Annotated in this window: 22 protein-coding genes; 7 read left to right on the forward strand and 15 right to left on the reverse strand. The window is 59.8% G+C overall.

The features are described 5' to 3' along the window. Positions 1-13 precede the first annotated feature (13 nt). Complete coding sequence (locus AC3IT9_RS25990) at positions 14-2,143, reverse strand: mechanosensitive ion channel family protein (protein ID WP_489271336.1); 2,130 nt, start codon at positions 2,141-2,143, stop codon at positions 14-16. A gap of 204 nt (positions 2,144-2,347) precedes the next feature. Between AC3IT9_RS25990 and AC3IT9_RS25995 the strand changes: the two genes are divergently transcribed. The 4 genes from AC3IT9_RS25995 (at position 2,348) to AC3IT9_RS26010 (ending at position 6,852) form a co-directional block, all read left to right on the forward strand. After that, on the forward strand, positions 2,348-3,559 hold the full coding sequence (locus AC3IT9_RS25995) for an MFS transporter (RefSeq protein WP_489271337.1): 1,212 nt from the start codon (positions 2,348-2,350) through the stop codon (positions 3,557-3,559). Positions 3,560-3,825: 266 nt separating this feature from the next. After that, positions 3,826-4,590: an endonuclease/exonuclease/phosphatase family protein gene (locus AC3IT9_RS26000; RefSeq protein WP_489273540.1), complete on the forward strand. Its 765-nt coding sequence runs from the start codon at positions 3,826-3,828 to the stop codon at positions 4,588-4,590. After that, the gene (gene clsB, locus AC3IT9_RS26005; RefSeq protein ID WP_223444978.1) at positions 4,587-5,879 is read left to right on the forward strand and encodes a cardiolipin synthase ClsB; all 1,293 of its coding nucleotides are present in this window, start codon (positions 4,587-4,589) and stop codon (positions 5,877-5,879) included. Before AC3IT9_RS26000 ends, clsB begins: the two co-directional genes overlap by 4 nt. After that, the gene (locus tag AC3IT9_RS26010; protein ID WP_489271338.1) at positions 5,866-6,852 is read left to right on the forward strand and encodes a lysylphosphatidylglycerol synthase domain-containing protein; all 987 of its coding nucleotides are present in this window, start codon (positions 5,866-5,868) and stop codon (positions 6,850-6,852) included. The genes clsB and AC3IT9_RS26010 overlap by 14 nt, the downstream gene beginning before the upstream one ends. Before the next feature lie 153 nt (positions 6,853-7,005). On the opposite strand, the gene AC3IT9_RS26015 is transcribed toward AC3IT9_RS26010, so the two are convergent. The 3 genes from AC3IT9_RS26015 to AC3IT9_RS26025 all read right to left on the reverse strand — a co-directional run bounded on the left by AC3IT9_RS26015 (position 7,006) and on the right by AC3IT9_RS26025 (position 10,156). Then, the gene (locus tag AC3IT9_RS26015) at positions 7,006-7,764 is read right to left on the reverse strand and encodes an alpha/beta hydrolase family protein (protein WP_223444989.1); all 759 of its coding nucleotides are present in this window, start codon (positions 7,762-7,764) and stop codon (positions 7,006-7,008) included. Then, the gene (locus AC3IT9_RS26020) at positions 7,754-8,863 is read right to left on the reverse strand and encodes a DUF3182 family protein (protein WP_489271339.1); all 1,110 of its coding nucleotides are present in this window, start codon (positions 8,861-8,863) and stop codon (positions 7,754-7,756) included. Before AC3IT9_RS26020 ends, AC3IT9_RS26015 begins: the two co-directional genes overlap by 11 nt. 300 nt (positions 8,864-9,163) lie before the next feature. Then, positions 9,164-10,156: a GlxA family transcriptional regulator gene (locus tag AC3IT9_RS26025; protein ID WP_489271340.1), complete on the reverse strand. Its 993-nt coding sequence runs from the start codon at positions 10,154-10,156 to the stop codon at positions 9,164-9,166. 101 nt (positions 10,157-10,257) lie between these two features. Here AC3IT9_RS26025 and AC3IT9_RS26030 point away from each other — a divergent pair, with 101 nt between their 5' ends. Together AC3IT9_RS26030 and AC3IT9_RS26035 are read left to right on the forward strand one after the other, a co-directional pair. Beyond that, positions 10,258-10,818: a cysteine hydrolase family protein gene (locus tag AC3IT9_RS26030; RefSeq protein WP_150726874.1), complete on the forward strand. Its 561-nt coding sequence runs from the start codon at positions 10,258-10,260 to the stop codon at positions 10,816-10,818. A 220-nt stretch (positions 10,819-11,038) separates the two neighbouring features. Then, positions 11,039-11,539: a YkgB family protein gene (locus AC3IT9_RS26035; protein ID WP_423504982.1), complete on the forward strand. Its 501-nt coding sequence runs from the start codon at positions 11,039-11,041 to the stop codon at positions 11,537-11,539. Between the two features lie 30 nt (positions 11,540-11,569). Here AC3IT9_RS26035 and AC3IT9_RS26040 read toward each other — a convergent pair whose 3' ends face one another. From AC3IT9_RS26040 to AC3IT9_RS26050, 3 genes are all read right to left on the reverse strand, one after another. Further along, positions 11,570-12,442, reverse strand: a complete 873-nt coding sequence (locus AC3IT9_RS26040) for an AraC family transcriptional regulator (RefSeq protein WP_150755411.1) — start codon at positions 12,440-12,442, stop codon at positions 11,570-11,572. 162 nt (positions 12,443-12,604) lie between these two features. Next, positions 12,605-13,123: a single-stranded DNA-binding protein gene (locus AC3IT9_RS26045; RefSeq protein WP_007984430.1), complete on the reverse strand. Its 519-nt coding sequence runs from the start codon at positions 13,121-13,123 to the stop codon at positions 12,605-12,607. 9 nt (positions 13,124-13,132) lie between these two features. After that, positions 13,133-14,530: an MFS transporter gene (locus tag AC3IT9_RS26050; protein ID WP_489271341.1), complete on the reverse strand. Its 1,398-nt coding sequence runs from the start codon at positions 14,528-14,530 to the stop codon at positions 13,133-13,135. Positions 14,531-14,721: 191 nt separating this feature from the next. On the opposite strand from AC3IT9_RS26050, the gene uvrA reads away from it, so the two are divergent. Beyond that, on the forward strand, positions 14,722-17,556 hold the full coding sequence (gene uvrA, locus AC3IT9_RS26055) for an excinuclease ABC subunit UvrA (RefSeq protein WP_150726870.1): 2,835 nt from the start codon (positions 14,722-14,724) through the stop codon (positions 17,554-17,556). Between the two features lie 65 nt (positions 17,557-17,621). On the opposite strand, the gene bfr is transcribed toward uvrA, so the two are convergent. From bfr to rpmJ, 8 genes are all read right to left on the reverse strand, one after another. Next, on the reverse strand, positions 17,622-18,086 hold the full coding sequence (gene bfr / locus AC3IT9_RS26060; RefSeq protein ID WP_150726869.1) for a bacterioferritin: 465 nt from the start codon (positions 18,084-18,086) through the stop codon (positions 17,622-17,624). Positions 18,087-18,234: 148 nt separating this feature from the next. Further along, positions 18,235-19,689 carry a catalase gene (locus tag AC3IT9_RS26065; protein ID WP_489271342.1) on the reverse strand — a complete coding sequence of 485 codons (1,455 nt, stop codon included), beginning with the start codon at positions 19,687-19,689 and terminating at the stop codon, positions 18,235-18,237. A gap of 237 nt (positions 19,690-19,926) precedes the next feature. Then, the gene (gene rplQ / locus AC3IT9_RS26070) at positions 19,927-20,313 is read right to left on the reverse strand and encodes a 50S ribosomal protein L17 (protein ID WP_046041617.1); all 387 of its coding nucleotides are present in this window, start codon (positions 20,311-20,313) and stop codon (positions 19,927-19,929) included. A 42-nt stretch (positions 20,314-20,355) separates the two neighbouring features. Continuing rightward, positions 20,356-21,357, reverse strand: coding sequence for a DNA-directed RNA polymerase subunit alpha (locus tag AC3IT9_RS26075; protein WP_007970428.1), 1,002 nt, complete (start codon positions 21,355-21,357; stop codon positions 20,356-20,358). Positions 21,358-21,379: 22 nt separating this feature from the next. Beyond that, positions 21,380-22,000 (reverse strand): 30S ribosomal protein S4, encoded by a 621-nt coding sequence (rpsD, locus tag AC3IT9_RS26080; protein WP_003176404.1) that lies wholly within the window; start codon positions 21,998-22,000, stop codon positions 21,380-21,382. An 18-nt stretch (positions 22,001-22,018) separates the two neighbouring features. After that, on the reverse strand, positions 22,019-22,408 hold the full coding sequence (rpsK, locus tag AC3IT9_RS26085) for a 30S ribosomal protein S11 (RefSeq protein WP_002555466.1): 390 nt from the start codon (positions 22,406-22,408) through the stop codon (positions 22,019-22,021). A gap of 30 nt (positions 22,409-22,438) precedes the next feature. Continuing rightward, the gene (gene rpsM / locus AC3IT9_RS26090) at positions 22,439-22,795 is read right to left on the reverse strand and encodes a 30S ribosomal protein S13 (RefSeq protein WP_009045849.1); all 357 of its coding nucleotides are present in this window, start codon (positions 22,793-22,795) and stop codon (positions 22,439-22,441) included. A gap of 130 nt (positions 22,796-22,925) precedes the next feature. Then, entirely contained in the window at positions 22,926-23,042 is a 117-nt protein-coding gene (gene rpmJ, locus AC3IT9_RS26095) for a 50S ribosomal protein L36 (protein WP_002555468.1), read from the reverse strand. Between the last annotated feature and the right edge of the window lie 16 nt (positions 23,043-23,058).

Below are 23,058 nucleotides of genomic sequence, written 5' to 3' on the forward strand. Positions count from 1 at the left end.
ACGGCCAAAAAAACTATTGAGACCGCGGCCGATCCGGCATCAGCACCGCCGAGTGATCCGGCTCATGCCCTGCCTCGGGTGGTGGTTCGACCGGATGCCTCGGCACCAATGCCTGCTGTGGATAAGTCTGCGCGAAGTTCACCCACGGGCAGTTATCCACAAGCTTTTTCAAACGCTGGTTGAAAGCCCGGCTCACCGCATATTGGCCACCGGACACCGTACGGAATTGCGCGGTCAGCACCACACCGTTGAGGTCCATCTTGTCGACGCCAAACACATCCAGCGGCCCTTGCAGGTTGTAGCGCAGGAAGGGATCGTTGCTGATGGAATGCCCGGCCTCGCGGATCAGTTCGATGGCCTTGTCGACATCGGTGTCGTAGGTGAATTGCACCGAGAAAAACGCATAGGCGAATTGCCGCGATTGGTTGGTCACGGCCTTGATCTGCCCGAACGGCACCGAGTGCACGAAGCCCTTGCCGTCGCGCAGGCGCAAGGTGCGGATGGTCAGGCCTTCGACGGTACCGGCATGCCCTGAATCGAGCACCACCCAGTCACCGATGGACAGGGTGTCTTCGATGATGATGAACAGCCCGGTGATCACGTCCTGCACCAGTTGCTGGGAGCCGAAACCGATTGCCAGGCCGATGACCCCGGCACCTGCCAGGAATGGCGCGACGTTGATCCCCAGGTTAGCCATAGTGGTGATCGCGCAAATCACCACAAGGATGATTTTGATCGCGTTGCGCAAAAGCGGCAGTATGGTTTTCACCCGCGTACTCGGCTGGCGCGCCGAGCGCTTGTTGGTCGGCGGTTTCAGGGCTTCCTGAATCGCCGTGTCGAGCACCACCCAGACCATCCAGGTCACCAGCAGGATCAAACCGATGTGGCCCAGGGAATCACTGATCGCCCGGCCCACGGCATTGCTCACCGCGAATTCGAACAGCGACACGCCCCAGACCCGTCCGAGGATATCGATGAACACGATGGCCATGGCGATGCGTAGCAAGGCATGGGACAGATTGAGAAAGCGCTCCTTGTAGGCGCTGCTGCGGCGCAGGTCCGCTTCGCTGCGGGCCTTGAACAAATGGTGCAGCGTGGTACTGAGAAACACCGTGGCAATCAGCAACACCGTGGTGAACAAGGCGCTGCGCAGCACTCTCTGGTTGTCCGCCCCGGCGCCGATCAGGTTGATGATCGAAACCAGTACCATCAACAGAATCGGCCAATACCAGAGCCCGGAAAATATCCGCAGGGTTTCACGCAGCGCCGGCTGCCTGAGGCGCTGGGCCAGCGGCAGGATGCGGATCACTTGGGCGACCGGGCGACGCATGCGGATCACCAGCAAGCCGAAGGACATCGACGCTGCCAAACCGGTGAACACGGCGATGCTGCTGGTGAGATTGTTGCCCAGTTGATGGGCGATCTGCGGGCTGGTCAGGGCGTCGCTCAATGCCACCAGAAAGCCGATAACGAACAAGGGCCGGGGACTCTTCTCGCGGATGATCTGCACCGCCCGCCGCTTGTGCCCGGTATTGAACACCACCACCAGCGACAGCACCAATGACGCGGCAAATATCCCCGCGCTGGCGGCATAAGCCAGACACAGCGCCAGCGCCCGTCCCGCCGATATCGGCAAAAACTGACTGGCATAAATCGTCAACGGCAGATTGATCAGCGCCGCAAGGGTGTAGGGCAGCACGTAGCCGAGCAACGCCTGGCCCCGCTCACGACTGAGCAGCAGACGATGCTCGCACAGGCGCCTGGCGGCCATCCGCCCAAGCAGCCACAGACAGGCAAACACCACCGCCCACACGCAGGTCAGCAGCAGGAAATCGCTGGCGACGCTCCAGGGCGAACGGGCCGATGGCTGATTGACCAACTGATCCACTTCATCGGCCGCGCGGTCGGCACGCAGGCGCCAGACGTCGACGAGGTTTTCGTTGAGATCGAGTTTGGTCTGGACCTCGTCGATGCTCGAACTGATGGCCCCCAATAACCCGCCTTGCACCAGCGGTTCGGGGTGGGCCGGCGGCGTCGCGGCAGTCGCGGTGGCGGGCAGCCCCGGTATCGCGGCGGCTTCCAGTTGCTCGCTGCCCACAAACAGCAACGCTCCCAGCAGAATCGCGGTCTTGAGCCTGATCAATGCACCCGCTCCTTTGGCTGTGTCGGTAAGGAACTGATCGAGAAATGCCGGGCAAGTTCGGATATAGCTCCCTCGCCACAGACTAACACCCGCGCTCGCGATCTTTGCGCCCAAGGCAAATATCAAATGTCCATCCCTGTATTTTTCTGAACGAGCCAAATCCCGACACTGCGCTCCATCGAATCAATCTCCGGAGTTGCAGCCATGCCCATTGCCCTGCTCGCGCTGACCCTCAGCGCCTTTGCCATCGGGACGACCGAGTTCGTCATCGTTGGCCTGTTACCCACCATTGGCGCCGACCTCGGCGTCAGTCTGCCGTCCGCTGGCCTGCTGGTCAGCCTGTATGCCCTTGGCGTTGCCGTCGGCGCCCCGGTGCTGACCGCCCTCACCGGCAAGGTTCCGCGCAAATTGCTGCTGTTGTCGCTGATGGTGCTGTTCACCCTCGGCAATCTGCTGGCGTGGCAAGCACCGAGCTACGAGTCGTTGATCCTCGCACGGATCGTCACCGGCCTGGCCCACGGGGTGTTTTTCTCGATCGGCTCGACTATCGCCACCAGTCTAGTGCCGAAGGAAAAAGCCGCCAGCGCGATTGCCATCATGTTCACCGGCCTGACCGTGGCGCTGGTCACTGGCGTGCCGCTCGGGACATTCATCGGCCAGCATTTCGGCTGGCGTGAAACCTTCCTTGCCGTTTCGGCCCTGGGCGTGATCGCCTTCATCGGCAGCCTGCTCTACGTGCCGAAAAATATCGCCCACAGCAAACCCGCCTCGTTGTTGCAGCAACTGCAGGTGCTCAAGCAACCGCGCCTGTTACTGGTGTATGCCATGACGGCCGTCGGCTACGGTGGCTCGTTCATTGCCTTCACCTTCCTCGCGCCGATTCTTCAGGACCTCTCCGGCTTCAGCTCCAGCACCGTCAGCCTGGTGTTGCTGGTCTACGGCATCTCCGTGGCCGTCGGCAACATCTGGGGCGGCAAACTGGCGGACAAACGCGGCCCGATCAGCGCCCTGAAAATCATCTTTGCCCTGCTCGCCGCCGTGTTGTTCGTGCTGACTTTCACCGCCGGTAATCCTTGGCTCGCGCTGGCCACCGTGCTGGTCTGGGGCGCCGTGGCATTCGGCAACGTGCCGGGGCTGCAGGTGTATGTGGTGCGTCAGGCTGAGCATCACACCCCGCAGGCGGTGGACGTGGCGTCCGGCCTGAACATCGCGGCGTTCAACCTCGGCATTGCTGGTGGCGCTTGGGGCGGGGGCCTGATCGTCGCCCACATGGGGTTGATTCACACCGCGTGGATCGGTGGTCTGGTGGTGTTGGTGGCGCTGGCATTGACCGCTTGGAGTGGACGTCTTGATCGCCTCGGCCCGGTCTATGCCGAACCGGCTGAGGGCTCTGCCCGCATTATCACGGGCCACTGATAAACCCTGTGGGAGCGGCGGTGCGGCGATCCGACTTGCTCGCGAAGGCGCCAGCACATCCAGCATCGATGTGACTGATACACCGCTTTCGCGAGCAAGCCCGCTCCCACAGTTGTTCGGTGGTGTTCTGCAGAAAATGTACCGTCCGCCACCCCATCGAAACTTTCGCCACCGCTCCAGGGTCATCCAAAGACAGGAGCCGTCAGGCGGGAGACGACATGACAGCGAATCACACCGATATTCCCGCACACTCAAACGCAACCGAAATGCGGGTACAGGGTTCGTCCGTCACTTGTCGTTTCACGGTGCTGACGGTCAACACCCATAAAGGTTTCACCGCGCTCAACCGGCGCTTCATCCTGCCTGAACTGCGTGAAGCGGTGCGCAGTGTGTCTGCCGATGTGGTGTTTTTGCAGGAAGTCCACGGCACCCACGAACAGCATCCCAGGCGCTACACCAACTGGCCGGCGATGCCGCAATACGAATTCCTCGCCGACAGCCTGTGGCCGCAGTTCGCCTATGGCCGCAATGCGGTGTATCCGGCGGGCGATCACGGTAATGCGCTGTTGTCGAAGTTCCAGATCATCCGCCACGACAACCTCGACGTGTCCATCAGCGGCCACGAGAACCGCGGAATTCTGCATTGCGTGTTGCGCTTGCCCGGTGATGGCCAGGAAGTGCATGCGATCTGCGTGCACCTGGGGCTGCGCGAAACCCACCGCACAGCGCAACTGAAGTTGCTCGCCCAACGCCTGGACGCCCTGCCGGGCGATACCCCAGTGATTGTCGCCGGGGACTTCAACGACTGGCGCCAGCGCGCCGATGCGTTGCTCAAGCCCTGCGGCCTGCGCGAAGTCTTCGCCGCGCACCATGGCAAACCGGCGCGCAGTTTCCCCGCGCGCTTGCCGGCTTTGCGCCTGGACCGCATCTACGTACGCAACCTCAAGGCCAGCCATCCGCAAGTGCTGACCTCCCGGCCCTGGTCACACCTTTCCGACCACGTCCCGCTGTCGGTGGAGATCGAGCTATGAGCAGCCACTCGATGGAAAAAACCACGCTGGAACACATCCCCGCTCCGCCCTCCCGCGAGCCGACTGCGGTCGATGTCGAATACGGCTGGCAAGGCAGCAATCGGGTCGAGTTGCTGGAAAACGGCGAGGCGTACTTTCCCCGGGTGTTTGAAGCCCTGCGCCGGGCGCAAAGTGAAATCCTGCTGGAAACCTTCATTCTGTTCGAGGACAAGGTCGGCAACGAGCTGCAACAGATCCTGATCGAAGCCGCTCAACGCGGCGTGCGTACTACCGTCAGCCTCGACGGCTTTGGCTGCGGCGAACTGAGTACCGGGTTCCTCACCGCCCTGACCGCCGCCGGCGTGCACCTGCAAATATTCGACCCGGCTCCGAAGCGCCTGGGCATCCGCACCAACTGGTTCCGGCGCCTGCACCGCAAGATTGTGGTGGTGGATGGCACCGTGGCGTTCGTCGGCGGGATCAACTTTTCCGCCGATCATCTGGCCGACTTCGGCCCCGAGGCCAAACAGGATTATTCCGTAGAAGTTCAGGGTCCGGCCGTTGCCGATATCCATCACTTTGCCCTGCTGCAATGCGGTCGCCCGGCGCACGCCAAATACTGGTGGCGCCGCCGTCGGCAGCGACGTTCGGAACTGGCCTTCAGCGATCACGATGGCCAGGTGCGGCTGGTGTACCGCGACAACGGGGAACACCAGACCGACATCGAGGAGGTTTACCGCCAGGTATTGCGCCAGGCGCAGCGCCGGGTGGTGATCGCCAACGCCTACTTCTTTCCCGGTTTCCGTTTGCTGCGCGAGATCCGTAACGCGGCCCGCCGAGGCGTGGATGTGCGGCTGATCCTGCAGGGCCAGCCAGACATGCGGGTGGCCAGGCTCGCGGCGCGCATGACCTATGACTACCTGCTCAAATCCGGGGTGAAGATCTACGAATATTGCGACCGCCCGCTGCACGGCAAGGTCGCGCTGGTGGATGAGGACTGGAGCACCGTTGGCTCGAGCAACCTCGACCCGTTGAGCCTGTCGATGAATCTGGAAGCCAACGTGCTGATCCGCGACCGAGGCTTCAATCGTCATCTGTTCGATCGCCTGGAAGACCTCAGCGACAACCATTGCAAGGTCATGTCTCCCGACATCGCGCCACGCGGACGTGTCTGGCACATGACCATAGGTTTTCTGGTGTTTCACTTCCTGCGGCATTTCCCGGCGTGGGCCGGTTGGTTGCCGGCGCATAAACCTCGCCTGAAACCCTTCCCCCCTCCGACCGGGAGCGCTGACCATGAACCGCGCTGAGCCCGACACGGCAACTCACGCCAAAAGCCCCGGCAAGTCGCACTGGAGCCGCTGGAAACGACCGCTGACGATGCTGTTTTTCCTGATGCTGATCGTGCTGTTCACGATGCTCGCCCAGCGCCTCGAATGGAGCGAAGTGTTCGATAACCTGGCAGATTTCAAGGTGCGCACACTGATCATTGCGTCGGGGCTGACCCTGGTGAGTTTTCTGGTGTACGCCTGCTTCGACCTGATCGGCCGCACCTACATCCGCCAGAACCTGACCTGGAAGCAGATCCTGCCCGTGGGCGTCATCAGCTACGCCTTCAACCTGAACCTGAGCGCCTGGGTCGGTGGCATCGCCATGCGATACCGGTTGTATTCGCGGCTAGGGGTCAGCAAGAGCAACATCGCGAAAATCCTCGGCCTGAGCCTGGCCACCAACTGGTTCGGCTACATAGTCATTGCCGGCGCCATGTTCAGCAGCGGGCTGGTGCGCATGCCACCGGGCTGGAAGCTCAGCAGTAGCGCGCTGCAAGGCGTGGGGATTTTGCTATTGCTGCTGAGCGCCGGATACCTGGTGGCGTGCCGGTTTGCCAAACGACGGGAGTGGGTGATTCGTGGTGTGGAGATTGACCTGCCGTCGCCGCGCATGGCGGTGCTGCAACTGGCTCTCGGTGCCCTGAACTGGTCGCTGATGGCAGCGGTGATCTTCACCTTGCTGCCGAACAAACTGGACTATCCACTGGTGCTGGGCGTGCTGTTGATCAGCGCCATCGCCGGGGTCATCACTCACATCCCGGCCGGGCTCGGCGTGCTGGAAGCCGTGTTCGTGGCGCTGCTGCAACACGAGGCTTCGCGGGGCAGCCTGGTGGCGGGACTGCTGGCCTATCGAGCGATTTATTTCATCCTGCCGTTGTTGATTGCCCTGGTGATGTATTTGCTGGTGGAGGCCAAGGCCAAGTCGTTGCGGATAGAGAAAAAACCCAAGTGATTTTGTGCTGGTTGTGAAGACGCCTTCGCGAGCAAGCCCGCCCCCACAGGGTCTGTTGGTGGATGCAGACTCTATGTACACCCTCGATCCATGTGGGAGCGGCGGTGCGGCGACCCGACTTGCCCGCGAAGGCGTCCGCAAGCACACCGCAAATCACTGGGATTGAATAATGCTCAACCGCTCCCCCACCACCATCTCGGTAATCCAGCCGACAAGGATCGAGGTGTAGGCCTGCTGCGAAACCGGGTCGCTCAGCGCGTGGTCGGCGCCATCGATGATGCGATGGGTCAGCGAGTGAGTCTGCTGGCACGCCGCGCGGTAACTCATGATTGTCGAATGGGGCACGTAGTCGTCGGTCTCCGACTGCACCAGCAGGACATCCCCGGTGAATTGCGAGCAGGCATGCAAGGCACGATTGCTGTCGGCACGCACCAGGGTGCTTCGGTAATCACGCAGATCCAGCTTGTCCAGGTCGCGTTTCGGCGCGTGCCATTGCTCGTCGCGATACAGCGCCGGCACCCGCAGCGCCAGCCAGCGCACCGGTCTGAGCGAGGTCAGGATCGAGGCCAGATACCCCCCGTAACTGGTGCCGACCACGGCAATCGCCGAGGTATCGAGGGCCGGGTGCGCGAGCAAGCGGTCATAGGCCGCCAGCAGGTCACGCAAATTGTCTTCCCGGGTCACCCGGGTCAATGGGATACCGGTGCCACCGGTGTGACCGCGCAGGTCGAAGGTCAGGCATACACAACCCAACCCGGCGATGCCTTTGGCGCGTTCCAGATCCCGCTCCTGGCTGCCGCCCCAACCGTGCACGAAGAGCACGCCGGGGACTTTCGATTTGGGGCTCAGAAAAGTCCCGCTCATCTGTTCGTCGTCGATGTCGATCTGAATGGATTCGCTTCTAGCCGTCATAGGATTTAACCGTCACGTACTTGAGGAGAAAGTCACTGGACTGCGCCGGCCCGCGGTACACCTCGATGGCGTCCGCCGGCAGCGGCTGATCGATGTAGGTTTCCACTGAAGACACACGAATCGCGCACATCCCCGGATCGTTGATGAAACTCTGCAAGGCCGCCACCTCGGCGCTGCTGGCACCGCCCATGCGCCAGGACTGTTCGAGCACACCGCTGCGTGGCCGGCCGTCGCTGCCGACGCCCTGGGCGATGTCGTAGTTGCGCCGCGAGGCATAGAAACCTGGGTAGGCTTCATCCGCCGCGTTGTCGAACACCTGTGCCTGATGGATCGCCAGGCGCACGTCTTCCGGCAGATCCAGTTTCAACAATTCGTCATAGCCGCCTGGCACCACCAGCAGGTTGGATCCGCCATACACCTGTTCACCCTGAGCGTCCTCGGTCAAGTATTGATCACCGCAGTAACTGAGTACCTTGCCGCCGATACGACTCTGGCCGACGCTGTGGGTGATCACCTGGTCCAGGTCCTGTTCGAGCACCACGCCTTCGGTGAACATCGCCTCAGCCTCGGGTTGGGCAAGCAGCTCATCGAACTCGTCGAGGCTCTTGATCACCTCCTGTCCACGTCCGGCACAGGCATGAATCGGCTTCAGGCGGATCGGCCCGGTGTACAACAGATGCTCCGCCGCCGGGCGCGCATCCCTCAGGGAGAACACGCTGAGACCGTCGAGCACCACGCCGCGCACCCGCTCGGAAAACAACGGCGCCCAGCCTGGCGGCGCATGGGCGTGGCGGTTGAGCAATCCGTGACTGATGGCTTTGGTGCAGATGAAGTCGTGGTCGACATAACCACCCCACAAATCCTCCGGCCCCTTGACCCCCAGTTGCCGGGCAGCCGCTGCGCCCACCAGGGTCTGGGTCGGCAACAGGTAGAGGTCCCGCCCGTCATGCAACTGCGGGTCGTAGCTGCCGCCGTACTTGAGCCCCAGTATCTGCGCCAGCCAGCGGGCCAGTGCACGGTTGGTTTCAACTTCGTGCTCTGGCGCATCGGCGAGCACCGAATGGGCGACCACCAGTTTCCTGCTGTTTGCTGGGGTCATGCATCCCCCTTCAATCGAGGCTTGATGAATGTAGCTGAAGGGGTGCAGAGATCAGGCCAAGGCCTGTTGTGGAAAAAGGGGTTTTAAATCAGCCCATTGCGTGGAAAGTGATGGCATGGGGCCTGTTTTATTCTGCACGACGCCCTTTGATATTCCGGTATTTTGCACGATTCCAGCCCACACAACCGACCCTGTGGGAGCGAGCTTGCTCGCGATAGCGGTGTTCCAGACACATCAATGTTGAATGTCATGCCCTCATCGCGAGCAAGCTCGCTCCCACAGGGAATCGAGGTGATGCGACTACCGTGCAACCGATCCAGGGCTCACCCCAAACCGCGTCCGATAATCACTCGGCGCCAGCCCGGTGATTTTCCTGAACGTCGCACGAAACGCCCCGGGGTCCTGATAACCCACGGTCCAGGCGATGTGGTCAATGGTGCCGTTGGTGAACTCAAGCATTTCCCGGGCCTTGCCGACTCGCAGATGCTGGCAGTATTCCGTGGGTTTGAGCCCAGTGGCGGCGCGAAAGCGTCGCAGGAAGGTGCGTTCTTCCAGCCCTGCCTTTTCGGCCATCGCCGCCAGCGACACATCGGTCGCCCCGGTGCTTTGCAACCAGTGTTGCACCTTGAGGATCGCCGCATCGCCGTGGCTGAGGATCGGCGCAAAATTGCTGCCGCACTCACTGGCGCTGTCGCTGTGTTCCACCACCAGAAAACGCGCGGTGTTGGTGGCGATGCTTGGCCCCAGCAGCCGGTTGACCAGGCGCAGACCCAGTTCCGACCAAGCCATCAGCCCGGCGGTGGTAATCAGGTCGCCGTCATCGACAATAGGCGTATCGGCCTTGAGCCGGATCGCCGGATAACGTTCGGCAAAGGCTTTGGCCGAGGTCCAGTGGGTGGTGGCGCTGCGACCGTCGAGCAGACCACTTTCGGCCAACAGGATAGAACCCACGCAAACCCCGCCCAGTGTCGCGCCGTTGGCATGTTGCTCACGCAACCAGCGGATCAATCCCTGTGGCGCCTGGCCCTCGGAAAAGCCGCCGATCGACGGCGGAATCAACACGGCCACCAGGGCGCGCTCCGGGCCGGGATGGCTGTCGAAGACCCGAACCGGCGGCTGATCACCTTCGACCTGCCAATGGCTGACCCGCAACAGCGGCAACTGCGCAGACTGATGCTCGGCGGCGATCCGGTTGGCCACCCCGAACAAGTCCGTCAGCCCATGCACCGCCGCCATCTGCGCGCCGGGATAGATCAGCACGCCCAGTTCAGCGATTGCCCTTTCTGCGTCCATTGTCAGTTTTCCCCCTTCTATTGTCGGTGCGGCCAATCCTCGGATCGCCTGCCAGAGCCAATACTTCATTCCACACCAACACACACTTCGAGGAATCAGTCATGGCCAAGCAAGCGCTCATCGTAGTCGATATCCAGAACGACTACTTCCCCCAAGGCAAGTGGCCGCTGGTCGGTGCCGACGCCGCCGCAGACAACGCCGTCCGCCTGATCAAGGCCTTCCGTGACGCGGGGGATTCGGTGGTGCATATCCGCCACGAATTCACATCCGAAGAGGCGCCGTTTTTCACTCCGAACTCTGAAGGCGCGAAGTTGCACCCGAAAGTGCTCAACCGTGCGGACGAACCGGTGGTGCTCAAGCACTTCGTCAACTCGTTCCGCGAAACCGAGCTGAAATCGATCCTCGACGAGCAAGGCATCAAGGAACTGGTGGTCGTGGGCAGCATGAGCCACATGTGCGTCGACGGCATCACCCGTGCGGCGGCGGATTTTGGCTATACGGTCACCGTCATCCACGATGCCTGCGCGACCCGTGACCTGGAGTTCAATGGCGTGACGGTCCCGGCGGCGCAGGTTCATGCAGCGTTCATGGCGGCCTTGGCGTTTGCCTATGCCAGCGTGGTGTCGACCAACGAGTTCCTGATAGGAAGCCAGAAGGTGTAAACCTTATTCAGGACGAGACAGCAAAAATGAAAAAGCCCATGGCCTCACATGCCATGGGCTTTTATTGCCAGTGAGTCTGGACGATCTGCATCGAACGCAATACCGCCAGAACCCTGGAAAGTCATGCCAAAGCCAACAATCACTCCACTCCCAACGCCTACGCGGGGGATGTTGCTTTCACCCATGCCACTTTCTGGATAACTCACTGGAAGCCTGAACAATGAACAGCATGAATATCAGCACTGACAGCCTGTCGAAAAAAACATCCCTCGGACTCACCACCATGGCGATCGGGACCTACGGCATTTACTTTGCCCTCGCCGTTATCTACTTCTGGTTCGGCGGAATGAAATTTACCCACTATGAAGCAGAGGGGCTGGTGCCACTGGTGAGCAACAGCCCCTTCCTGGGATGGGTCTATGACCTTTTCAGTGTCGATCTGTTTTCCAGTTTGCTCGGTGTCCTGGAGGTTTCCATCGGCGTACTGATTGCAGGCCGCCTGCTGTCACCAAAGCTTTCCTTGATCGGAGGTGCCTTATCGGCCGGGTTATTTTTCACCACCTTGAGCTTTATGTTCTCGACACCCGGCGTGATTGAGCCCGGCCTTGGCTTCCCGGCCATTTCGGTCGCGCCAGGCCAGTTCCTGCTCAAGGACATCGGCTTGCTTGCCGCCTCCCTGTTCGTGGCGGGCCATTCGCTGACCAGACTGGAAACCCCTTGAGCTGACAACCTCATCCGCCGATGGCCTGAATCAGCTCGATGCATTCAGGTCATCGCCATCCTCAGCAAGTACGCCGCCCTCAGCGGCCAAGGATTTCATCCAGTCCCGTGGACTGCAGCCGGTCTTGCGGCGAAACGCCCGGGCAAGCGCCGACGGACTTTCATAGCCCACCTCATCGGCGATCAACGTAATCGGCCGCCCCTCCCGCAGGCGCTTCTGCGCCAGACTGATGCGCCAGCTCAGAAGATAATCCAACGGTGTTTGTCCCAGGACCGCGCGGAAATGCACCGCATAAGCGGCGCGGGACATGTTCGACTCATTCGCCAGTTCGGCCACAGACCAGGCCCGCTGAGGTTGGTTATGCATCTGTATCAGCGAGCGCGACAGCCGCACATCGGCCAACCCGGCCATCATTCCAGTGCTCAACTGCTGGTGGTCGAGCAAATGCCGGAACAGCAGGATGATCAACAGTTCGAACAAACGATCAAGCACCGCCTCCCTGCCACAATGCCCGGCGCCAGCTTCACCGAACAGCCATCTCAGGGTGTCGGCCAGCAACGGCAGCTCATCCAGGGACAAAACCAGAAGATCGGGGAGCGAAGCAGATATCGGATTACTGGCGCCACCATCGAACAGCATCGACGCACATAACAGCTGGGCACCTTCAGGGTCACTGGCGATGAGCTGATGTCGGCTGGGGCGCGGCAGGAAAATCAGGCTGGGGCGAGTGAGCAACAACTCACTCCTTCCGGGGCCTTTCAAGGTGACAGAGCCGGCCTGCAACAGGTGAATATGACCGCGCTGGTCGGTGCCATCGTAGGACGCCACGCCGCAAAGCATGCCGCTGTAAAACAGGTTCGCGCGCACACCGAACTGTGACAACAACGTAGACAGGCGATCCATAGGGCAACTCTGCACAAGGTCTGGACCCATAGCAGAGTATCACTGCGCGCTGACGGCTGGACGGTCCTCGATCCCGGCGAGGAATGCCCTGGTAAAAATGCAAAAAGCCCGGCATCCATAGGGAGGCCGGGCTTTTTCAGGTTCTATTCTTTGGTGAAAGAATCAGAACGGGATATCGTCATCAAAGCTGTCGAAATCCGGAGCCGGCTGAGGAGCCGCCTGCTGTGGAGCCGGGCGCGACTGTTGCGGCGCCGACTGCTGTGGACGCGGAGCCTGCTGGCGTGGCGCAGATTGCTGGTAGTTGTTACCACCGCCCTGGCCCTGCTGGTCGCCCTGTGGACGGCCGCCCAGCAGTTGCATGGTGCCTTGCATGTCGACCACGATTTCGGTGGTGTAACGCTTGATACCGTCTTTTTCCCACTCACGGGTCTGCAGCTTGCCTTCGATGTAGACCTGCGAACCTTTACGCAGGTATTCGCCAGCGATTTCTGCAACCTTGCCGAACATCGACACACGGTGCCATTCGGTCTTTTCGACTTTCTGACCGGTTTGCTTGTCGGTCCACTGTTCGCTGGTCGCCAGACTCAGGTTGGTCACGGCGTTACCGTTAGGCAAGTAGCGAACTTCGGGATCCTGGCCGCAAGTGCCGACCAATATGACTTTGTTAACCCCACGGGCCATAACGTTCTCCTAGGCTACGCACGCTGCCCCGGCCGGGTTGTTCACCAGGCGCTCAAGGGTGGTGCGATCCAATAGTTCGGTGTCCAGTTTGATGTAAATCGCCGCCTCTTCTGCGACGATGACTGCATCTGTTACCCCTACGACCGCCTTCAGGCGCTCGACCAGACCCGCTTCGCGGATCGCCTCGGGCGACAACGGCAAGCGCAGGCTCGTGACGTAGGGAGGTTCGCGCATGGTAACAGCAAAGGCCAGCCAGAGGGCAGCCAGACCCGCGCATCCGAGGAACACAACCGACAGACCGCCATGCTGGAACAGCCAGCCGCCAAGAATGCCGCCCAATGCCGACCCGAGGAACTGGCTGGTGGAATAAACCCCCATCGCCGTGCCCTTGCCGCCGGCCGGTGAAACCTTGCTGATCAGCGATGGCAACGAAGCTTCCAGCAGATTGAATGCGGTGAAGAACACCACCGTACCGATCACCAGAGCCCGCAAGCTGTCGCCGAACTGCCAGAAGAATAGCTCAGTGAGCATCAGCGTCACGACGGCACCGAGTAAAACTCGTTTCATTTTGCGTTTCTTCTCGCCGTAGATAATGAACGGGATCATGGCGAAGAAAGAAATCAGCAGTGCGGTCAGGTATACCCACCAGTGCTGCTCCTTGGGCAGGCCGGCTTTTTCTACCAAGGCCAGCGGCAAGGCAACGAAGCTCGACATCAACATGGCGTGCAAAACAAAAATTCCCAGGTCCAGGCGCAGCAGGTCTGGGTGCTTGAGCGTCGGCATCAGCGCCTGACGCGCCACACCGGACTCACGATGCTGCAACGGCCCGTTGGACCGCGGCACCATGAACATCACGATCAAGATGCCGAACAACGCCATGCCGCCCGTGGCGAAAAACAACCCGGACAGGCCGAAAGCACGTGTCAGCAACGGTCCTACGACCATGGCGACAGCGAACGACAGACCAATCGTCATGCCGATCATGGCCATCGCCTTCGTCCGGTGCTGCTCACGGGTCAGGTCTGACAGCAAGGCCATGACCGCCGCGGAAATCGCCCCGGCGCCCTGCAGGATTCGCCCGGCGATCACGCCCCAGATCGAATCGGCATTGGCCGCCAGCACGCTGCCGAGGGCAAAGACAATCAGCCCCAGGTAAATCACCGGACGGCGACCGATGCGGTCAGAAATGAAACCGAATGGAATCTGGAACACTGCCTGGGTCAGGCCATAAGCGCCAATCGCCAGACCGATCAAGGCCGGTGTAGCCCCGGCCAGATCCATCCCATAAGTCGCCAGTACCGGCAACACCATGAACATGCCAAGCATACGGAAGGCGAACACCAGGGCCAGACCGCTTGCCGCGCGGGTCTCGCTGCCACTCATGCGCTCGCTGTGGGGATCGTGCATGGAAAAACCTCATGTGAACCGGCGGCGATTCTACCAGTCCCATCGATTGGCAGGGTATATCGCGACGCTTTGACGCGCATTGCTGACACACTCTTCATGCAAGACAGTAGCCCACTCGCTTGATAGTGTGCATCCATCCAGTATTTGGCCGTATACTCCTACGTTTTCGACGCCCGCCGAGCGAGGCCACCTTGGACAAGATCCTGATTCGTGGGGCTCGAACCCACAACCTGAAGAACATCGACCTGACCCTGCCACGGGACAAGCTGATCGTCATCACCGGCCTGTCCGGCTCCGGCAAGTCGTCCCTGGCTTTCGACACCCTGTACGCCGAAGGTCAGCGCCGCTACGTCGAATCGCTGTCGGCCTACGCCCGGCAGTTCCTGTCGATGATGGAAAAACCCGACGTCGACACCATCGAAGGCCTGTCGCCAGCGATCTCCATCGAACAGAAGTCGACCTCGCACAACCCGCGCTCGACGGTCGGCACCATTACTGAAATCTACGACTACCTGCGCCTGCTTTATGCACGCGTGGGCATTCCGCGCTGCCCGGATCACGATATCCCGCTGGAAGCGCAGACCGTCAGCCAGATGGTCGACCTGGTCCTCGCCGAACCGGAGGGCAGCAAGCTGATGCTGTTGGCGCCCGTCATCCGCGAGCGCAAAGGCGAGCACCTGTCGGTTTTCGAAGAGCTGCGCGCACAGGGCTTCGTCCGCGCCCGAATCAACGGCAAGCTCTATGAGCTGGACGAAGCGCCCAAGCTCGACAAGCAGAAAAAACACACCATCGATGTCGTGGTCGACCGCTTCAAGGTTCGCGCCGACCTGCAACAACGCTTGGCCGAATCTTTCGAGACCGCGCTGAAACTGGCGGACGGCATCGCCCTGGTGGCGCCGATGGACGACGAGCCGGGTGAAGAGATGATCTTCTCCGCGCGCTTCGCCTGCCCGATCTGCGGCCACGCGATCAGCGAACTGGAACCCAAGCTGTTCTCCTTCAACAACCCGGCCGGCGCTTGCCCGACCTGTGATGGTTTGGGGGTGAAGCAGTTCTTCGACATCAAGCGCCTGGTCAATGGCGAACTGACCCTGGCCGAAGGGGCGATTCGTGGCTGGGACCGGCGCAACGTCTATTACTTCCAGATGCTTGGCTCGCTGGCCTCGCACTACAAATTCAGCCTGGAAGTACCGTTCAACGAACTGCCGGCCGATCAGCAGAAATTCATCCTGCACGGCAGCGGCTCGCAAAACGTCGACTTCAAATACCTGAACGACCGTGGCGATATCGTCAAACGCTCGCACCCGTTCGAAGGCATCGTGCCGAACCTGGAACGCCGTTACCGCGAAACCGAATCGGCATCGGTGCGCGAAGAACTGGCCAAGTTCCTCAGCACCCAGTCGTGCCCGGACTGCCGCGGGACCCGCCTGCGGCGTGAGGCGCGGCATGTGTGGGTCGGCGAGAAAACCCTGCCGGCAGTGACCAACCTGCCGATCGGCGATGCGTCCGAGTATTTTGGCGGGCTCAAGCTCACCGGCCGGCGTGGCGAAATTGCCGACAAGATCCTCAAGGAAATCCGCGAGCGCCTGCAGTTCCTGGTGAACGTCGGCCTCGACTACCTGTCGCTGGATCGCAGCGCGGACACCTTGTCCGGTGGCGAGGCCCAGCGTATTCGTCTGGCCAGCCAGATTGGCGCCGGCCTGGTGGGCGTCCTGTACATCCTCGACGAACCCTCCATCGGCCTGCATCAGCGCGATAACGACCGGCTACTGGGCACCCTCAAACACCTGCGCGATATCGGTAACACGGTGATCGTGGTCGAGCACGACGAAGACGCGATCCGTCTGGCCGACTACGTGGTGGACATCGGCCCGGGCGCTGGCGTGCACGGCGGGCATATCGTCGCCGAAGGCACACCGGCCGAGGTCATGGCGCATCCGGACTCGCTGACGGGCAAATACCTGTCGGGCCGGGTGAAGATCGAAGTCCCGGCCAAGCGCACGCCGCGCAACAAGAAGCTGACGCTGGCGCTCAAGGGCGCGCGTGGCAACAACCTGCGCAATGTCGACCTGGAGATTCCGATCGGTCTGCTGACCTGTGTGACCGGTGTGTCCGGCTCGGGTAAATCAACGCTGATCAACAACACGCTGTTCCCGCTGAGCGCCACGGCGCTGAACGGCGCAACGACGCTTGAGGCGGCCGTCCACGACAGCATCAAGGGTCTGGAACACCTGGACAAGGTCGTCGACATCGACCAGAGCCCGATCGGTCGCACACCGCGCTCCAACCCGGCGACCTACACCGGTTTGTTCACGCCGATCCGCGAGTTGTTCGCCGGCGTACCGGAGTCCCGCTCCCGGGGCTACGGGCCGGGGCGCTTCTCCTTCAACGTCAAGGGCGGCCGCTGCGAAGCCTGCCAGGGCGACGGCCTGATCAAGGTCGAGATGCACTTCCTGCCGGACATCTACGTGCCCTGCGACGTGTGCAAGAGCAAGCGTTACAACCGCGAAACCCTGGAGATCAAGTACAAGGGCAAGAGCATCCACGAGACCCTCGAGATGACCATCGAGGAAGCACGGGTGTTCTTCGATGCCGTACCGGCCCTGGCGCGCAAGCTGCAAACGTTGATGGACGTCGGCCTGTCGTACATCAAGCTGGGGCAATCGGCGACCACGCTGTCCGGCGGTGAAGCCCAGCGGGTGAAACTGTCCCGCGAGCTGTCCAAGCGTGATACCGGCAAGACCCTGTACATCCTCGATGAACCCACCACCGGGCTGCACTTCGCGGATATCCAGCAACTGCTGGACGTGTTGCATCGCCTGCGCGACCACGGCAACACGGTGGTAGTGATCGAACACAACCTGGACGTGATCAAGACCGCTGACTGGCTGGTGGACCTGGGTCCGGAGGGTGGTTCCAAGGGCGGGCAGATCATTGCCGTCGGCACACCGGAGGAAGTGTCAGAGATGAAGCAATCCCATACCGGTTACTACCTCAAGCCGCTGCTGGAACGCGATCGGGCTTAACCGGGCCCCATGAAAAAGCCCCTGTCACTTCATCAGTGACAGAGGCTTTTTTGTATTCGCAGCAATCAGGTGTGGGATTGCAGGTAGTTCTCAAGCCCGATCAACTTGATCAGACCCAACTGCTTCTCGAGCCAGTAGGTGTGATCTTCTTCGGTGTCGTGTAATTGAACCCGCAGCATTTCGCGGCTGACATAGTCCTTGTGCTGCTCGCAGAGCTTGATGCCCTTGCACAGCGCAGCCCGCACCTTGTATTCCAGGCGCAAATCCGCTTCGAGCATCTCGGTCACCGTGGTGCCGACATCGAGATCGTCCGCACGCATGCGCGGCGTGCCTTCGAGCATCAGAATCCGGCGCATCAGGGCATCAGCGTGCCCTGCTTCCTCTTCCATCTCGTGGTTGATTCGTTCGTAGAGCTTGGTGAAACCCCAGTCCTCATACATCCGCGAGTGGACGAAATATTGATCACGCGCGGCCAGTTCGCCGGTCAGCAACGTGTTGAGGTAATCGATCACATCTGGGTGGCCTTGCATCGCCCTACATCTCCCTGCTTGAAAGTTGTAGTTTGAACCAACATGCCCTTATCGTCACTCGCAAGACGCAATAAAAGCGAAGATATTCTGAGAAAACAGGTTGAAATAACGCAAAAACCGCCCAAACAAGGGCGGTTCTGCTTCTCATTTAGACTTCGTTAAGCTGTACGTTGAGCAGCTTTGCGATTGCTTCTCCATACGCCGGGTCAGCCTTATAGAAGTGCTGCAACTGACGGTCAACCACATCACTCGACACACCCGCCATCGCACCGGCGATGTTGCCGACCAGCAGCGATTTCTGCTCTTCAGTCATCAAGCGGAACAACGCGCCGGCATGACTGTAGTAATCAGTATCTTCACGGTGGTCGTAACGATCAGCGGCGCCACTGAGGGCCAACGCCGGCTCTGCGTAACGAGGCGCCTGCTTCGGCGACTCGACGTAGCTGTTCGGCTCGTAGTTCGGCGTCGAGCCGCCATTGCTGCCAAAAGCCATCGAACCATCGCGCTGGTAACTGTTGACCGGACTGCGCGCAGCGTTGACGGGCAGCTGCTGGTGATTGGTGCCGACACGGTAGCGATGAGCGTCCGCGTAGGCGAAGACCCGACCTTGCAGCATACGATCCGGCGACAGACCGACGCCTGGAACCATATTGCTGGGACCGAACGCCGCTTGCTCGACTTCCGCGAAGTAGTTCTGCGGATTGCGATTGAGCTCCAACTCTCCGACTTCAATCAGTGGAAACTCTTTCTGCGACCAGGTTTTGGTGACATCAAACGGGTTCTCGTAGTGCGCCGCCGCCTGAGCCTCGCTCATGATCTGAATGCACACGCGCCATTTCGGGAAATCCCCCTGCTCGATGGCATTGAACAAGTCGCGCTGGGCGTAATCCGGATCAGTACCCGCCAGGCGCGCCGCCTCGGCAGGAGCAAGGTTCTTGATCCCTTGTTTGGTCTTGTAGTGCCACTTCACCCAGTGACGCTCACCTTGAGCGTTGATGAGGCTGTAAGTGTGGCTGCCGAAGCCGTGCATGTGGCGGTATCCATCAGGGATACCCCGGTCGGAGAACAGGATGGTGACCTGGTGCAGCGCCTCGGGCGAGTGCGACCAGAAGTCCCACATCATCTGGGCACTCTTCAGATTGCTTTGCGGCAAACGCTTCTGGGTGTGGATAAAGTCCGGAAACTTCAGTGGATCGCGAATGAAGAACACGGGGGTGTTGTTACCAACGATGTCCCAGTTGCCTTCCTCGGTGTAGAACTTCAAAGCAAAGCCGCGCGGATCACGCTCGGTATCGGCCGAACCACGCTCGCCACCCACAGTGGAAAACCGCAGGAAAGTCGGGGTTTGCTTGCCAACTGCCTCAAACAGCTTCGCGCTGGTGTATTGAGTGATATCGCGCGTCACGGTGAACGTACCGTAGGCACCCGAGCCTTTGGCGTGCACACGGCGCTCAGGGATGTTTTCACGGTTGAAGTGGGCAAGCTTCTCGATCAGGTGAAAGTCGTCGAGCAGCAGCGGGCCACGAGGGCCGGCGGAACGGGAATTCTGGTTATCGGCAACAGGAGCGCCACTGGCGGTGGTAAGCGTTTTGTTTTGGCTCATGCGATCTTCCTTCCTCTGTCGGTCTTGAACTGCCGGCTATCGGCTGAGAAGGAGTATTGATCATCAATATGACAGCTACAAATTCATTAACTTGCAGACATCGATAGAGAAAAACTAATGATCATCCCCATCACATAATGCCGATGCGGACGAAGGAGACGCTTGTACAAACGGCGCGTTTCTTACAGGCACAAAAAACCGGGCACTAGGCCCGGTTCTTTGTTTCAGACTGACGTCTTACTCGGCAGATACAGCTTCGCCGGCAGTAGCACGATCAACCAACTCGACGTACGCCATAGGCGCGTTGTCGCCAGCGCGGAAACCGCACTTGAGGATGCGCAGGTAGCCACCCTCACGGGTAGCGTAACGCTTGCCCAGGTCGTTGAAGAGCTTACCAACGATAGCTTTCGAACGAGTACGGTCGAAAGCCAGACGGCGGTTAGCAACGCTATCTATCTTGGCCAAAGTGATCAGCGGCTCGGCAACGCGGCGCAGTTCTTTAGCTTTTGGCAGAGTAGTTTTGATCAGCTCGTGCTCGAACAGCGACACCGCCATGTTTTGGAACATGGCCTTGCGGTGCGAGCTGGTGCGGCTCAGGTGACGACCACTTTTACGATGACGCATGGTTCATTCCTTACCAAACACTACGTTCGGTGATTACGACGATCAGGCAGTCGCCTTGTCGTCCTTCTTAAGACTTGCAGGCGGCCAGTTGTCGAGGCGCATGCCGAGGGACAGACCGCGGGAGGCCAGAACGTCCTTGATTTCAGTCAAGGATTTCTTGCCCAGGTTCGGAGTCTTCAACAGCTCTACTTCGGTACGCTGAATCAGGTCGCCGATGTAGTAGATGTTTTCCGCCTTAAGGCAGTTAGCCGAACGTACAGTCAGTTCCAGATCGTCAACCGGGCGAAGCAGGATCGGATCGATCTCGTCTTCCTGCTCGACAACCACTGGCTCACTGTCACCCTTGAGGTCGACGAACGCAGCCAACTGCTGTTGCAGAATGGTTGCAGCGCGGCGAATTGCCTCTTCAGGATCCAGAGTACCGTTGGTTTCCAGATCAATAACCAGCTTGTCCAGGTTAGTACGCTGCTCGACACGGGCGTTTTCCACCACGTATGCGATACGGCGAACCGGGCTGAACGAAGAGTCAAGCTGCAAGCGACCGATGCTGCGGCTTTCGTCTTCATCGCTCTGACGCGAATCTGCCGGTTCATAACCACGACCACGAGCTACTACGAGCTTCATGTTCAGGGCGCCGTTAGACGCCAGGTTAGCGATTACGTGATCGGGATTAACGATCTCGACATCATGATCCAGCTGAATATCGGCAGCGGTAACCACCCCCGAACCCTTCTTCGACAAGGTCAGCGTAACTTCGTCACGACCGTGCAGCTTGATAGCCAGACCTTTAAGGTTCAACAGGATTTCAATTACGTCTTCCTGTACACCTTCGATGGCGCTGTACTCGTGGAGCACACCGTCAATCTCGGCCTCGACTACTGCACAGCCGGGCATTGAGGACAACAGGATGCGGCGCAGCGCGTTGCCCAGGGTATGGCCAAAGCCACGCTCGAGAGGCTCGAGAGTGATCTTGGCGCGGGTTGGACTGACAACCTGCACATCAATGTGGCGGGGTGTCAGGAACTCATTTACCGAAATCTGCATGGATGCACCTATTTTCTAGCCCTTACTTGGAGTAGAGCTCGACAATCAGGCTTTCGTTGATGTCGGCGGACAGATCACTGCGAGCTGGAACGTTCTTGAAAACGCCCGACTTCTTCTCAGTGTCTACTTCTACCCATTCTACGCGGCCACGTTGGGCACACAGATCGAGAGCTTGGACAATGCGAAGTTGATTTTTTGCTTTCTCGCGAACAGCGACCACGTCACCAGCACGAACCTGGTAGGACGGAACGTTAACGGTCTGACCGTTTACGCTGATCGACTTGTGCGATACCAGCTGACGGGATTCGGCACGAGTCGAACCAAAGCCCATACGGTATACAACGTTGTCCAGACGGCATTCGAGCAGTTGCAGCAGGTTTTCACCGGTTGCACCTTTCTTGCCAGCAGCTTCTTTGTAGTAGCCGCTGAATTGACGCTCGAGAACGCCGTAGATACGACGGACCTTCTGCTTTTCACGCAGTTGGGTGCCGTAGTCGGACTGGCGACCGCGGCGTTGGCCGTGGATACCAGGTGCTGCTTCAATGTTGCACTTCGATTCGATCGCGCGCACGCCGCTCTTCAGGAAGAGATCGGTGCCTTCGCGACGAGCGAGTTTGCATTTTGGACCAATGTAACGAGCCATTCTTTACAATCTCCTGGATTACACGCGGCGCTTCTTCGGCGGACGGCACCCGTTGTGCGGGATTGGCGTCACGTCGGTGATGCTGGCGATCTTGTAGCCACAGCCGTTCAAAGCGCGGACTGCGGATTCACGACCTGGACCTGGACCTTTGACGTTGACGTCGAGGTTTTTCAGGCCGTATTCCAGCGCAGCTTGACCAGCACGTTCAGCAGCTACTTGAGCAGCAAACGGGGTGGACTTGCGGGAACCGCGGAAACCCGAACCACCGGAGGTAGCCCAGGAAAGAGCGTTACCTTGACGGTCGGTGATGGTCACGATGGTGTTGTTAAAAGATGCATGGATGTGGGCGATGCCATCAACCACTGTCTTTTTAACTTTTTTACGAGGACGAGCAGCAGGTTTTGCCATGATTAAATTCCTGTCGATTCGCTGGGGCGATTACTTGCGGATCGGCTTACGCGGACCTTTACGGGTACGCGCGTTGGTCTTGGTACGCTGACCGCGCACTGGAAGACCGCGACGATGACGCAGACCGCGATAGCAACCGAGGTCCATCAAGCGCTTGATTTTCATGTTGATTTCGCGACGCAGGTCACCTTCAGTGGTGAACTTCGCCACTTCGCCACGCAGCTGTTCAATTTGCTCGTCGCTCAGATCTTTGATCTTTGCTGCTGGGTTTACCCCAGTCTCTGCACAAATTTTCTGTGCAGTAGTGCGACCAACACCATAGATGTAGGTCAGCGAGATAACAGTATGCTTGTTATCTGGAATGTTAACGCCTGCAATACGGGCCATTCAGTGGGACTCCAATTGACAGCTACCTACGCCCCGGAAGCCAAGAAATAGGGCGCGAGATAATATCGCTGTAATAACAAATAATCAACCCGGCAGCGCACTAGCTGCCGGGCTTGAAGCACAATCACACTCAGCCTTGGCGCTGTTTGTGACGCGGTTCCGCGCTGCAAATTACTCGAACAACACCTTCGCGGCGAATAATCTTGCAGTTACGGCACAGCTTTTTCACCGATGCACGAACTTTCATCACCAACTCCTCGAAC

Source organism: Pseudomonas sp. KH_046_1, from assembly GCF_057839025.1.